This is a genomic window from Streptomyces dioscori, assembly GCF_003024195.1.
GTDB lineage: Bacteria > Actinomycetota > Actinomycetes > Streptomycetales > Streptomycetaceae > Streptomyces > Streptomyces dioscori.
In genome coordinates this window covers 70,230-82,939 of sequence record NZ_KZ679041.1, presented here as the reverse complement: position 1 = coordinate 82,939, position 12,710 = coordinate 70,230, and the positions used below count along the sequence as shown (strand labels likewise).

Annotated in this window: 10 protein-coding genes; 4 read left to right on the top strand and 6 right to left on the bottom strand. The window is 72.9% G+C overall.

Features of this window, described 5'->3' with window-relative positions; translation table 11 throughout:
- The first annotated feature begins 1,010 nt into the window (after window positions 1-1,010).
- Both C6Y14_RS11665 and C6Y14_RS11660 read left to right on the top strand, forming a co-directional pair.
- A complete protein-coding gene (locus C6Y14_RS11665) occupies window positions 1,011-2,036 on the top strand; it encodes a helix-turn-helix transcriptional regulator (RefSeq protein ID WP_107016532.1) in 1,026 nt (341 codons plus the stop codon).
- 60 nt (window positions 2,037-2,096) lie between these two features.
- Window positions 2,097-2,579: a DUF456 domain-containing protein gene (locus C6Y14_RS11660; RefSeq protein ID WP_107016531.1), complete on the top strand. Its 483-nt coding sequence runs from the start codon at window positions 2,097-2,099 to the stop codon at window positions 2,577-2,579.
- Window positions 2,580-2,584: 5 nt separating this feature from the next.
- On the opposite strand, the gene C6Y14_RS11655 is transcribed toward C6Y14_RS11660, so the two are convergent.
- Window positions 2,585-3,877 carry an SGNH/GDSL hydrolase family protein gene (locus C6Y14_RS11655; RefSeq protein ID WP_107016530.1) on the bottom strand — a complete coding sequence of 431 codons (1,293 nt, stop codon included), beginning with the start codon at window positions 3,875-3,877 and terminating at the stop codon, window positions 2,585-2,587.
- 111 nt (window positions 3,878-3,988) lie between these two features.
- Here C6Y14_RS11655 and C6Y14_RS11650 point away from each other — a divergent pair, with 111 nt between their 5' ends.
- Window positions 3,989-4,357 (top strand): PPOX class F420-dependent oxidoreductase, encoded by a 369-nt coding sequence (locus tag C6Y14_RS11650; protein ID WP_107016529.1) that lies wholly within the window; start codon window positions 3,989-3,991, stop codon window positions 4,355-4,357.
- A gap of 24 nt (window positions 4,358-4,381) precedes the next feature.
- On the opposite strand, the gene C6Y14_RS11645 is transcribed toward C6Y14_RS11650, so the two are convergent.
- The 5 genes from C6Y14_RS11645 to C6Y14_RS11625 all read right to left on the bottom strand — a co-directional run bounded on the left by C6Y14_RS11645 (window position 4,382) and on the right by C6Y14_RS11625 (window position 11,031).
- Window positions 4,382-4,861 carry a methylated-DNA--[protein]-cysteine S-methyltransferase gene (locus C6Y14_RS11645; RefSeq protein WP_107016528.1) on the bottom strand — a complete coding sequence of 160 codons (480 nt, stop codon included), beginning with the start codon at window positions 4,859-4,861 and terminating at the stop codon, window positions 4,382-4,384.
- Window positions 4,858-6,291, bottom strand: coding sequence for an AlkA N-terminal domain-containing protein (locus C6Y14_RS11640; RefSeq protein WP_107016929.1), 1,434 nt, complete (start codon window positions 6,289-6,291; stop codon window positions 4,858-4,860). Before C6Y14_RS11640 ends, C6Y14_RS11645 begins: the two co-directional genes overlap by 4 nt.
- A 145-nt stretch (window positions 6,292-6,436) precedes the next feature.
- Entirely contained in the window at window positions 6,437-7,567 is a 1,131-nt protein-coding gene (rsgA, locus tag C6Y14_RS11635; RefSeq protein ID WP_107016527.1) for a ribosome small subunit-dependent GTPase A, read from the bottom strand.
- Between the two features lie 314 nt (window positions 7,568-7,881).
- Complete coding sequence (locus C6Y14_RS11630; RefSeq protein WP_107016526.1) at window positions 7,882-9,411, bottom strand: cellulose-binding domain-containing protein; 1,530 nt, start codon at window positions 9,409-9,411, stop codon at window positions 7,882-7,884.
- Window positions 9,412-9,675: 264 nt separating this feature from the next.
- Window positions 9,676-11,031 (bottom strand): radical SAM protein, encoded by a 1,356-nt coding sequence (locus tag C6Y14_RS11625; RefSeq protein ID WP_107016525.1) that lies wholly within the window; start codon window positions 11,029-11,031, stop codon window positions 9,676-9,678.
- 362 nt (window positions 11,032-11,393) lie between these two features.
- Between C6Y14_RS11625 and C6Y14_RS11615 the strand changes: the two genes are divergently transcribed.
- Complete coding sequence (locus tag C6Y14_RS11615; RefSeq protein ID WP_107016523.1) at window positions 11,394-12,638, top strand: D-arabinono-1,4-lactone oxidase; 1,245 nt, start codon at window positions 11,394-11,396, stop codon at window positions 12,636-12,638.
- Window positions 12,639-12,710 lie beyond the last annotated feature (72 nt).

Here is a 12,710-nt window from a genome sequence, read left to right as displayed (position 1 = left end):
CGCCCCTCACGGGGCCCGTCTGCGCGACCGCTGCTCGGGCCCGCGGGGCCGTCCGTGGGGGTACCGCCCGGTTGTGCGTCGGGTGCGGGTCGTGGGGGTTGGCCGCGCCGTTCCCCGCGCCCCTGACCGGGCCCGTCTGCACGACCGCTGCTCGGGCCCGACGAGCCGGTCGGGGGCGTACCGCCCGGTTGTGCGTCGGGTGCCGGTCGTGGGGGCTGGTCGCGCCGTTCCCCGCGCCCCTGACCGGGCCCGTCTGCACGACCGCTGCTCGGGCCCGCCGAGCCGGTCGGGGGCGTACCGCCCGGTTGTGTGTCGGGTGCCGGTCGTGGGGGCTGGTCGCGCCGTTCCCTGCGGCCCTGATGGGGCTCGGGGGCGTGGTTTTCTTTGCGCTCCTCGCGGGGCGGGGGGACGCCGGGGGTCTGGGTGGGTGGTGTGCCCAGTGTGTCGGTCGCCGAGGCGAAGCGGTCGTCCAGGGAGTCCGGTGCGGGCGCCGGGCCGGTGTCTCCCGTGGAGTCGTCGTACAGCTGTCCCCACCAGTCGTCCTGCTGACCGGTCGGCCTCTCCCCCTGCTGGCTCATGCCCGTAATTGTCCACCGCTGAGGCCGGATGAAAACGGGGCATCGGGAAAAACCAGCGATACGGGACCGCCGGGCAGTCCCACCCCCCACGGGAGAACCACCCGACGGCGCCTGTATGACCGGATCCCTCACGGAACCGGCCGCTCCGGCCCCGAGTGTGACCTGCCCACCTGAGGCCGGGCTGTGCGCACCCCGTGCGCAGGGTGCACAGGATGCACCGGACGGGTTCCACCTGGCGTCCGGGATATCCGCCTGAGTGCCGTTCTCCCGGTCGATGGCCGGTCCTCGCCGGTCCACGCGGGGGCCGGTGCCCCGTACCGTCCCCGCGCCACCTTGGCAGAGACACGGACCGTACGGCGATGATGTGCCGAGGCGGTTTTACGCCGTGGCCGTTTTCCGCCACGGCCGGTGTTCGGGGAGGGGCGGCGCCGCATGCTCGCAACGACAGGTCTGGCAGCACTGGGACTGGACGACACGCACGAGTCCGCGTACCGGGCCCTGGTGTCCGTGGGCGCCGCCGACGTGCCCGATCTCGCACGGCGGCTCACGCTCGGCGAGCACGACACGGAACGCGCGCTGCGCAGACTGGAGCGGCACGGGCTGGCCGCCCAGTCGTCGGCGCGCTCCGGCCGCTGGGTCGCCGCGCCGCCCGGCGTCGCGCTCGGCGCGCTGCTCACCCAGCGGCGCCACGAACTGGACCAGGCCGAGCTGACGGCGGCGCTGCTCGCCGAGGAGTACCGCGCGCAGGCCACCGAACCCGCCGCCGTGGACCTGGTGGAGGTGGTGACCGGCGCCGCCGCGGTCGCCCAGCGTTTCCTGCAGCTCCAGCTCGGCGCGAGCGACGAGGTGTGCGCCCTGGTCACCGGCAACCCCGTCGTCGTCTCGGGGACGGACAACGACGCGGAGGAGCAGGCCGCCGACCGGGGCGTCCGCTACCGCGTGGTCGTCGAGCGGTCGGTCCTGCACCTGCCGGACGGTATCGCCGAACTGTCCGCGGCCCTCGGCCGTGACGAGCGCGTACGGGTCGTGGACGAGGTGCCGACCAAGCTGGTGATCGTCGACCGGGCCCTCGCCATGGTGCCGCTGACCTCGCAGGCCCTGGAGCCCGCCGCGCTCGTGGTCCACGCGAGCGGGCTGCTCGAATCGCTGTCGGGTCTGTTCGAGTCGGTGTGGCGGGACGCGTTGCCCTTGCGCCTCGGTGTGCGCGCGACGCCCGGCGGGCCCGCCCCTGTCGTCGAGGAGGAGCGGGACGGGCCGGACGGCACCGACCTGGAGATCCTCTCCCTGCTCCTGGCCGGGCTGACCGACGCGAGCGTCGCCAAACAGCTCGACCTGGGGCTGCGGACCGTGCAGCGCCGGGTGAAGCGGCTGATGGAGCTGACGGGCGTGACGACCCGTCTCCAGCTCGGCTGGCACACGTACGAGAAGGGCTGGGTGGCCCGGGGCGAGCAGGGCTAGACCGCGCTACCGGCCGGGGGCTGACCTGCGGGTTCCCCCGTCCTGGGGCACCCTGGGCAGATGGGAGCGTGGGAACTCCTGCTGGTCGGTGTGGTGCTGCTGCTCGGCCTGAGCGGGGTGCTGGTGCCGGGCGCGCCGGGGTCGTGGCTCGTGTGGGCCGCGGTCCTGTGGTGGGCGTTCGAGGATCCCCGGGCGCTCTCCTGGGGTGTGCTGGTGGGCGCCACCGCCGTTCTCCTCGTGGCCCGGGTGATCCGCTGGTGGCTGCCGCCGCGCCGGCTGCGAGCGAGCGGTGCCACCCCCCGAATGGCGGTGTACGCGGGCGTCGGGGCGCTGCTCGGTTTCTTCGTCGTGCCGGTGCTCGGCGCGATACCCGGCTATGTCGGTGGCGCCTACCTCTCCGAACGGCTGCGGCTCGGCGGCCATGGGGACGCACTGGCCTCCACGCGCAGGGTGATGCGGCAGGGCGGGACCAGCGTGCTGGTGGAGCTGTTCGCCTGTCTGCTGATCGCGGGGGCGTGGCTGGGAGCCGTCATCTGGGGCTGACCGCGTCACCGGGAGCGGTCGGCGAGGTCGGTGAGGTCGGTGAGGTCGATGCTGTCGGCCAGCGCGCGCATGCCCGTGTCGTTGAAGTGGAGGTGGTCCCCGGGATCGTAGGCGGCCCGCATCCGGTCCGGCCGGGACGGGTCGCGGACCACGGCGTCGAAGTCGGCGACCGCGTCGAAGAGCCCGCCGGTGCGGATGAGCTGGTTGACCGACCGGCGTACGCGCTCGCGGGCCGCCGTGTGGCTGCCGTGGCCGCCGAACGGGGTGATGGTGGCGCCGACGACCCGGATCCCTCGGGCGTGGGCGCGCCGGACGATCTCGCGGTACGCGGCTCCGAGGGCGGCCGGGTCGGTCTGGTTCGGCGCGCTCTTGATGTCGTTGACGCCCTCCCACACGATCAGCGTGCGCACCCCGGTGCGGGAGAGCACATCGGCGTCGAACCGGGCGAGCGCGCTGGGCCCGCGCCCTTCGAGCAGCAGCCGGTTCCCGGCGACACCCGCGTTCAGTACGCCCTGCCGCCGCTCGGCCGGCAGGGCGCGGAGCCGTTCGGCGAGCCGGTCGGGCCAGCGGCGGTTGGCGCTCGGTGTGGAGCCGGAGCCGTCGGTGAGGGAGTCGCCGAGCGTGACCACGCTGCCGGGGGCCTGCGGACGGAGTACGTCGACGCCGGTCACGTAGTACCAGAAGGTGGTCGTGGCCTTGTAGGCCGCGCCGCTCACCTCCGTGGCCCGATTGCCGTCCAGGGCGAGGAAGTTGGTCTGCAGCGCGTCGCGGTGGTAGGTCGCGGGGCCCGAGTCGCCGGGGGTGTGGAGGGTGACGAGGAGGTTCGTGGCGGCGGGCACGCTCAGGGTGAGGGGGTCGCTGACGACGTCCTTGCCGGCCGGCACGGTGATCTTCTTCCGGCCGCCGAAGGTGAGGGTGCGCATGGTGCCGGATACGGCGCCGGGGCTCTTGGGCGCGTTCGGCCGCTGTTTGGCGAGAGTGGCCGCGCCGAGCACCAGCGGCAGGGTGCCGAGCCGGTTGGAGATGCGTACGCGGACGGCCGTACCGCCGACGCTCGTGCGGACGACGTTGCGGATCGAGGCGCCGGGGAGCGGGGCCGCGGTGCCGGAGGCGGCGGCCTCCCAGGTGCCGGTCCAGTGCCGGGGCGCGGCGCGCGTGCCCGCGCGGTCGGCGGTGGCCGGGGGGCCTCCGTGGGCCACGGCCGTGCCCGTCAGCGTGAGCACCAGCGCGCCGGCCACGGCGGTCAGGGCCCGGCAGGCGTCTCTTCGTCCGACCGCGACTCGTCCGACCTCGACCATGCGTTCCTGCCTTCCACCGACGGAGCCCGAATGGGGCCCGCGGGTACAGGTGCCGGGGCCCGGGGTCAGGATCCGGTGCGGAGGGCGGGAAAACCGTGTTTGGCTGCTGACATGACCGCATTCAGTGAAGCCGAACGGGCGTACCTAAAATCCCAGCGGCTGGGCCGCCTCGCCACCGTCGACCAGCACGGCCAGCCGCAGGCGAACCCCGTCGGCTTCTTCCCGCAGGACGACGGGACGATCCTCATCGGCGGCTATGCCATGGGAACCACCAAGAAGTGGCGCAACCTCCAGAAGAATCCGAAGGTCGGTCTCGTCATCGACGACATCGTCAGCCTGCGGCCCTGGAAGGTGCGCGGAGTGGACATCCGTGGGGAGGCCGAACTCCTGACCGGACCGCACGAGTTGGGCCCGCACTTCAGCGAGGAGCTGATCCGCGTCCATCCCCGGCGGATCCACAGCTGGGGTCTGGAGGAGTAGGCCCCCCCCGGGGGGGGCGGCCCTTCAGCGGCCTTCGAGGGTGAGGAGCTGGACCTTGCGGGCCAGCCCGCCCGCGTACCCGGTGAGGGACCCGTCGGCGCCGATCACGCGATGGCACGGGCGGACGATCAGCAGCGGATTGGCGCCGATCGCTCCGCCGACGGCCCGTACGGCGATGCGCGAGGCGCCGATGCGCGCGGCGATCTCGCCGTACGTGGTGGTCTTCCCGTAGGGGACGGAGTCGAGGGCGTCCCAGACCTTCTCGCGGAACTCGGTGCCGCTCGTGCGCAACGGCAACCGGAATTCGGTGAGTTCACCGGCGAAGTACGCGGCGAGCTGCCGCTCGGCCTCCGTGAAGAGCTCCGGCGCGTGCCGCCAGTCGGGCCCGACCGTGCGTCCGCCCTTCTGACCGGGCACGGACAGGGAGGTCAGCGCTCCGGACTCGTCGGCGGTGAGCAGGAGTTCACCGACGGGGCTGTCGAGGGAGGTGTGGTACGTGGTCACTTGTCTTCGCCTTCCGGCTGGGTTGTTTCCGGTCGGGCAGCCGCTTCGAGGTACCGCAGGGCGTAGGAACGCCACGGCCGCCAGGTGTCGGGGACCGGCGCTCCTGGCGGGCCCACGTCGGGGTCGCCGAGCGCACGGGTACGGATGACGGCCACGACGTGGGCGTCGAGGCCGGGCAGGGCGTTCAGTGCGGCCCGCGCCGCCTCCCGGTCGGCGCCCGGGTCGAGCCGCAGGCCGCCGCCGTCGAGAGCCGCGGCGAGGGCGGCCAGGGTGCCGCCCGTACCGCCGTCGTTGCCGGCCTCCACGAGGGAGGCGGGCTCGGGAAAGACGTGCGTGAGCGTCCCGCAGGGCGAGTCCAGCGCCTTCCCGTACGCCCGCACGAGCCGCCCGGCCTCGCGGGGGCCGACGAGCGCGCGTACGGCCAGTTCCTCCGGATCGGCCGCGCCGGGCGAGCGCAGTCCCGGCCTGGCGGCGACCAGCGGGGCGAGCCGCGGGTCCGTGCCGAGCCGCTCGTCGATCGCGTACGGGTCGGCGTCGAGGTCGAAGAGGCGGCGCAGCCGCTGCACGGCGGTGGTGAGGTCGCGCAGGTCGGTGAGATGCAGCCGGGCGTCGAGCCAGCCGCCGCTGTGGGCGGACGCGTCCGCCGGCCGCTCCCCGACGGCGGCGATCCCCGTCCCGTAGGGCAGCCGCAGGGTCCGCCGGTAGGTACGGGACCCGGGGTCGCCCGTCACCTCCTCGATGCCCGGTACGGCCTCGGCGCCGAGCAGGTCGAAGACGGCGGCGGCCTGGTACGGGCCGCGGTGGGCGAGGCGCAGCGGGACGCCCGCGGAAGGGGTGGGCGCGGAGGAGGTGGACACCGGTCGCGTGCCACCGCGGGGCGCGGCGGTGCGCAGCCCGGTCGGTGTGGCCGCGTACACGGTCCGGATCGTGTCGTTGAACTGGCGCACGCTCGCGAAGCCGGCCGCGAACGCGATCTCGGTGACGGGCAGTTCGGTGGTCTGCAGGAGCACCCGTGCGGTGTGGGCCCGCTGGGCGCGGGCGAGTGCCACGGGTCCCGCGCCGAGTTCCGCCGTGAGCTGCCGCTGCACCTGGCGGGCGCTGTAGCCGAGCCGTACCGCGAGCCCGGCGACGCCCTCGCGGTCGACGACCCCGTCGCCGATCATCCGCATCGCACGGCCCACGACGTCGGCGCGTACGTTCCACTCGGCGGACCCGGGCGCGGCGTCCGGGCGGCACCGGCGGCAGGCCCGGAACCCGGAACCCTGCGCGGCGGCGGCCGTGGCGTAGTAGCGCACGTTCTGCCGCTTCGGCGTCACCGCCGGGCAGCTGGGGCGGCAGTAGATGCCCGTCGTCCGCACGGCGAAGAAGAACGCCCCGTCGAACCGGGCGTCCCGGCTGCGTACGGCTCCGTATCCCGTCTCCTCGTCAATCACCCTTCCAGTCTGCGCCCGCGCCGACCTGCGGGCTGGCGGATTTCGGACGCCACGTTCCCGGTGCCCGGCGGGCCATGGGGTGGGCGCGCCCGCCCACCCCTGCACAGCTCAGTGCCGGGCCCTGGTCACTGCCGGGCCCTGTTCACTGCCAGGCCCGGTTGCCGCGCTTGGCCTCCATCGCGGCCCGCCCCTCGGCACCCCGGCGCTTCCACTCCCGCCGCAGTTCGTTGCGGACGCGGGCGTCGGTCTTGGCCACGATCCGCTGGTTCTCGCGCAGGAGCTTGCGGTAGCTGTCGAGCCGCCGCTCGGGCAGCACCCCGGATTCGAGCGCGGCCAGCACCGCGCACCCGGGTTCGGCCACGTGCGCGCAGTCGAGGAACCGGCAGCCCTGGGCCAGCTCCTCGATCTCCGCGAAGACCTGCCCCACACCGACACCGGCGTCGAAGAGCCCGACCCCGCGCAGGCCGGGGGTGTCGATCAGTACGCCACCGCCCGGCAGCACCAGGAGATTCCGGGTCGTGGTCGTGTGCCGGCCTTTGCCGTCGACGTCACGCGCCGCCTGGACGGCCATGACGTCCTCCCCGAGCAAGGCGTTGGCGAGCGTCGACTTGCCCGCTCCGGACTGGCCGAGCAGCACGGAGGTGCCGCCGGACACGACGGCGCCGAGCACGTCGAGCCCGTCCCCGTCCGTGGAGCTGACCGCCAGCACCTGTACGCCGGGCGCCGCGGTCTCGACGTCCTGCACGAGGTACGCGAGGCCCACCGGGTCCGGCACGAGGTCGGCCTTGGTCAGCACGACCAGCGGCTGGGCCCCGGACTCCCAGGCAAGCGCCAGGAACCGCTCGATCCGGCCGAGGTCCAGCTCCACTGCCAGCGACACCGCGATGATCGCGAAGTCCACGTTGGCGGCGAGGATCTGGCCCTCCGACCGCTTGGAGGAGGCCGACCGCACGAAGGCGGTACGCCGCGGCAGATACGTCTGTACATAGCGGGGGTCCCCGCCGGGGTCGACGACGGCCCAGTCCCCGGTGCAGATGACCCGGAGCGGGTCGTGCGGCGTCACGAACTCGGTGTCGACCCGCACGAGCCCGTCAGCGGTGACGACATCGCACTGCCCGCGGTCGACGCGGACGACCCGCCCGGGGACGAGCCCGCGCTCCCGATGCGGCGCGAACGCGGCAGCCCACTCGTCGTCCCAGCCGTAGGGCGCCAGCGGATGGCCGGACGACACGGAAGCAGAGGAGGAGGAAAGGGGTGAAGAGGAGAAAGACAAGGGGTGACCCTTCGAAGGGTGGCCCCGGCCGCGCGCACTCGGGCGCGGAGAAGAAGGTTGTCAGCCGGTGACCACAGAGGTGGATTCGATGCACTTCCGGATGCGGGCAGCGCCCATCGCCAAGACAGCCATCGTTCACACCTCCCTGATCACATCGGTACGACACCGGTGGCACGACACCATCGGTACGACATCGGCGGCGCACTGCTGCCGCCGCTCGAACAAGGCGACCCTAGCCCGCTCGCGCGACGGGGCCAACCGGTTTTTCCACCCCGGTCGGCCCCGCCGCTCGGCTCGGCCCAGCCTCGTACGCCTCAGCTGGAGTGCGTGCAGCTGCGTCCGTTCAACGTGAAGTCGACCGGTGCCGAGTTCCCGTCGCGCCATGACGCCAGGAAGCCCACGGCGAGTGAGCCGCCCGCGGCGACGGACTTGTTGTAGTCGGCGGCGCTCGCGGTCACGCGGGAGCCCTTCTGGTCGAAGCTGCCGTCCCACATCTGTGTCATCTTCTGGCCGTCGCGGAAGGTCCAGCCGACGCGCCAGGTGTCGAGGGCATAGTCGGACTTGACGGTGACGGTGGCCTGGAAGCCGTCCGGCCACTCGCTGACCAGGTCGTACCGGGCGTGGCAGACGGCGGGCTCGCTGGGGTTGGGCGCGGCGCCGTCCTCCTCGGCGGAGGACGAGGAGTCGCCCTGGGCCTCCTTCTCCGACTTCGACCCCGTACCGGCACCCTCCCCGGCGCTGGACTTCGGCGTCTTCGGGGACGCCGTGGACGAGGTCGACTCGCCCAGCGACCCGGAGCCGGCGTCGGACGGCAGACCGCCGAACGAGGGCACCTGCTCCCCCACGGGCCGCCGCTCCGCCGACTCCGCGGCGGTCTCGGTGCCGTCGTCCCCCGAGCCGAAGGGCACCAGGGTCACGACGAGTGCGAGGAGGGAGACTCCGGCGGCCGCGGCCAGCAGGCCGGCGCGTCCGATCCGGGCCCGGCCGTCGCCGCTCTCCTTCATCCAGGCGGCGGCTTCCTCCGTGTCGTCGGCCGCGCTGCGGCTGAGCCCCGACTCGACGGCCCTGCGCCGCCGTTCGAGGTAGGCGAGCCCGCCCCAGCCGATCACTCCGCCCGCGAGCGCGGAGGGCAGCCCGCCCCCGCTGTGCTTGAGACAGGCGGCGGCCTCCGCGCACTCGACGCAGCGGGCCAGGTGCCGCGACAGGTCGTCCGGCACGTCGGCGGCGGGCGAGCGGGTGACCGCGTCGAGCAGGCGGGCGTAACTGCGGCACTCCTCGGAGAGCGGGGTGTCGAGGTGGTTGCGGTGGCAGCGGTCGCGGAACACCCCGCGCACCTGCTGCAGTTCCTCGGTGACGCCGGCCGGGTCGAGGCCGAGCCGGCGGGCCACCGCGGCCGTCGGCATGGCCTCGACCTCGGTCAGCCACAGGAGCGCGGCGTCCGGTTCCTGCATGTCCCGCAGCCCGCGCAGGGCGAGCGGCCGGTGCAGGGGCGGGCCGGTGAAGCGTTCGGCCTGCTCGGAGTTGAGCCACAGCCGCAGTTCGGGTACGAGCCGGTCACCGATCCCCTGGGCCTCCCAGGCGATGGTCGTCTGTCGTACGGCGGTCAGGAGGAGCGGTATGCGGGGCAGCCGGGGCGAACGCGCCCGGCGTCCGAAGCTCTTGCCGCCGGTCTCGGCCTCCGCGGCGCGCGCTTCGCGTATGCCGCGGGAGAAGGCCTCGGAGGCCAGGGGGCGTGCGTCGGCGGAGCCGCCGGTGCAGAGGTCGGCGTAGGAAAGAACCGCGTCCCAGCACTCCGAGAACAAGGTTGCCTCGGCGGCGTCCTGAGGGGTCGGCAGGTCTGGCATGGGTGGGGGTTTCACCTGCATCCAGATGGGGGTTCAAGTGGGGTCAACTCACCCGTTTAATACGGGAGTTGACGGGGACGTCTCGCGACCGGGCGAGTTTTTCACGCTTCCTGCACAACTGACAAGCGGCACCGCCAAATCCGGTTACCGCCGGTCGCATGCCCCACCAGGCCCGTCGGCCTCAGACGTACGTCCCCACCAGCCCCTCGGCCCGCTCTTCGCCCCTGCCGACCATCTGCCGACCATCTGCCGACCACCTGTGGCTCAGGCCACGGGCACCTCGTCCGTACCCGCTTCCTTCTCCTGGCCCACCGGAGCGTTCGCCGGGAGGCTGTCCATGAAGGAGCTGACCGAGAACACCGCGTTACCGGGTCCGGGCGGGCCGTATCCGGGCGGCGAGGAGAGCCCGAATTCATCCATCGTCGCCCGGTAGGACTCCAGCAGCCGGATGTGGTACTCCAGCGGCGCGCCGTTCGGGTTGGCCTTGCCCAGCGGAGTCGTCGGCTCGGGGCACCAGGTGGTGAAGCGGGGCGTGATGCCCTGCGACATGAAGAACCGCAGCCCCTCCGTCGTGGACGCGATCGCCTCGTCGACCGTCGTGAACCCGAAGGGCTCGGCCATCTCGACACCCGCCACGAAGTTGGGGATCACATTGCGCGCCCCGAAGACCTCCGCCGAGTCGAGGATGCGCTTGTGCCACTCGTCGCGGCCGACGTACCGCTCCTTGCCGGGGCAGTACATCTTGAACAGGTACTCGTCCCACACCTCGTAGTTGGGGTGGTAGATCTGCACGCCGTAGTCCTTGAAGCGCTGCACGTCGTCCTTCGGCAGCGCCTGCGCGACGACCTTGCCGATCCAGCGCCCCGGGAAGTGCTCCTCGATGGCCTTGGCGTACATGCCGTAGAAGTCGGCCTCGTCGCGGCCCTGCAGCTTGGAGGTGATCGCGCCGCCGGTCAGCGTGTACGCGGTGGACGTCTTCGCCGTGTCGTACCGGTCGATGATCTCCAGCGCCTCCAGGACCTCGTCGACGTCCTTCACCCCGGTGTACGGGCGGCCCGCCGCCTTCTGCTGGCGCCAGTTGTGGTTGATGTCGCAGTACTGGCACTCCTCCTTGGCGCCGAAGTACTGGCAGACGCGGAACACCGTCAGGTAGATCAGGTAGCCCCACTGGATCGTCGGAGCCACCTCCATGACGGACTTCCCGTTGGAGAGCTTGTGCCGGTAGTACTCCGGCATCGGCGGCACCCCGACGTCCGAGATGCGCTTCCCGTCGAGGTACAGCCCGAGCATGCCGTCGGGGCTCGCGGCGACACGGTAGGGCGAGGACGGGTTCACGCGGACCGACACGACGGTCCGGCGCAGGTCGTACGGGCCGCCGGTGAGGATGATCTCCTCCGGCGGGCGGCGCAGGGCTGCCTCGCCCAGCTCGGGGAGGGTGCCGTGGTCGAAGGAGAAGATGAAGTAGGACTTCGGTTTGACGTCGCCGCCCTCGTTGTCGCTGAGTGCGGAGTCGTCGAAGGCCACGCCCCCGCGGAGCAGGTCTTCCTTGAAGACTGCCTCTCGCGGTACGTGCGGGAACCTTTCCATCAGGTCCTCGACCAGCGCGGTTCGGCTGCCCATCCCGTCCTCCTCGCGTGCTTCCGGCTGCGGTGTTCGACTCCTCACGGTATGCCCCGCCTCCGGGCCCGCCCGTGCCGGGTCCCCCTTGCCGGTCGTGGTGACCTGCGGGCCGGTGGGGGCGAGCCGCGCAGTTCCCCGCGCCCCTATGAGGGCGGGCTGCGCCCCGGTCCTCGTTCGTCGTCTGCGGGCCGGTGGGGGCTGATCGCGCAGTTCCCCGCGCCCCTGAAAGGCGGGGCTGCGCCCCCTGCCTTTCGTCCTTTAGGGGCGCGGGGAACTGCGCGGCCCGCCCCCACCGGCCCGCAGACGACATCGCAGGTCACGGAAAGGTAGGTTCCGGGGAGGACTTTCGGGAGGAGTGAGGGATGGCTGAGGGCCTGAGGAACTGGGCGGGGAACATCACGTACGCCGCCAAGGAGCTGCAGCGTCCGCACTCGCTGGACGCACTGCGCTCCCTGATCGCCCGCAGCACCCACGCCCGGGTGCTCGGCAGCGGACACTCCTTCAACCTGATCGCCGACCCCGGCCCCGAGGGCACCCTGCTCTCCCTCACCGCGCTCCCCCCGTCCGTCGAGGTGGACACGGCGGCCCGTACGGTCCGGGTGGCCGGCGGCGTCCGGTACGCGGAACTCGCGCGGACCGTCCACGCGCACGGCCTCGCCCTGCCCAACATGGCCTCCCTGCCCCACATCTCCGTGGCGGGCTCGGTGGCCACCGGCACGCACGGCTCGGGCAACGCGAACGGCTCGCTGGCCTCCCCCGTACGGGAGGTCGAGCTGGTCCTCGCCGACGGGTCGGTCCTGGCGATCGGCCGCGACGACGCCCGTTTCGACGGCGCCGTGACCTCACTGGGCGCCCTCGGTGTCGTCACGGCGCTCACCCTCGACCTGGAGCCGGACTTCGAGGTCGCCCAGCATGTCTTCGGCCGGCTGCCACTCGCCGGGCTGGACTTCGAGACGGTGTCGGCGTCGGCGTACAGCGTGAGTCTGTTCACCGACTGGCGGCGGTCCGGGTTCGTGCAGGCGTGGGTGAAGCGGCGTACCGACGTGCCGTGGGACGGCTTCCCGTGGGCCGAGCCCGCCGCCGAGGCGATGCATCCGGTGCCGGGGATGCCCTCCGTGAACTGCACGCAGCAGTTCGGTGTGCCCGGTCCCTGGCACGAGCGGCTGCCGCACTTCCGGCCCGAGTTCACTCCGAGCAGCGGGGCCGAGCTGCAGTCGGAGTACCTGCTCCCGCGTGCGTACGCCGTCGACGCCCTGCACGCGGTCGACGCGATCCGCGGGACGGTCGCGCCGGTGCTGCAGATCTGCGAGGTGCGCACGGTCGCCGCCGACAGCCAGTGGCTGAGTCCGGCGTACGGGCGGGACACCGTGGCGTTCCACTTCACCTGGGTCGAGGACACGGCGGCCGTGCTGCCCGTGGTGCGGCGGCTGGAGGAGGCACTCGCCCCCTTCGACGCGCGTCCGCACTGGGGGAAGGTGTTCACGGCACAGGCCTCGGACCTGCGCGAGCGTTATCCGCGGATGGGCGACTTCGCGGCCCTGGTCGCGGAGCTGGACCCGACGGGGACCTTCCGGAACGACTTCGTGGGTTCGGTCCTCGGGTCCTGAGCGGCGCCTTCCTGCCCGGGACCGTCGCCCCGTCCGGTGAGCCGCGGTGATCTCACCGGCCGCCACCTGGCG

What these genes read in the sequence shown, in the direction of transcription:
- C6Y14_RS11665 (WP_107016532.1), top strand. Translation starts at nt 1,011, where the DNA reads ATGCTCGCAACGACAGGTCTGGCAGCACTGGGACTGGACGACACGCAC.
- C6Y14_RS11660 (WP_107016531.1), top strand. Translation starts at nt 2,097, where the DNA reads ATGGGAGCGTGGGAACTCCTGCTGGTCGGTGTGGTGCTGCTGCTCGGC.
- C6Y14_RS11655 (WP_107016530.1), bottom strand. Translation starts at nt 3,877, where the DNA reads ATGGTCGAGGTCGGACGAGTCGCGGTCGGACGAAGAGACGCCTGCCGG.
- C6Y14_RS11650 (WP_107016529.1), top strand. Translation starts at nt 3,989, where the DNA reads ATGACCGCATTCAGTGAAGCCGAACGGGCGTACCTAAAATCCCAGCGG.
- C6Y14_RS11630 (WP_107016526.1), bottom strand. Translation starts at nt 9,411, where the DNA reads ATGCCAGACCTGCCGACCCCTCAGGACGCCGCCGAGGCAACCTTGTTC.
- C6Y14_RS11625 (WP_107016525.1), bottom strand. Translation starts at nt 11,031, where the DNA reads ATGGGCAGCCGAACCGCGCTGGTCGAGGACCTGATGGAAAGGTTCCCG.
- C6Y14_RS11615 (WP_107016523.1), top strand. Translation starts at nt 11,394, where the DNA reads ATGGCTGAGGGCCTGAGGAACTGGGCGGGGAACATCACGTACGCCGCC.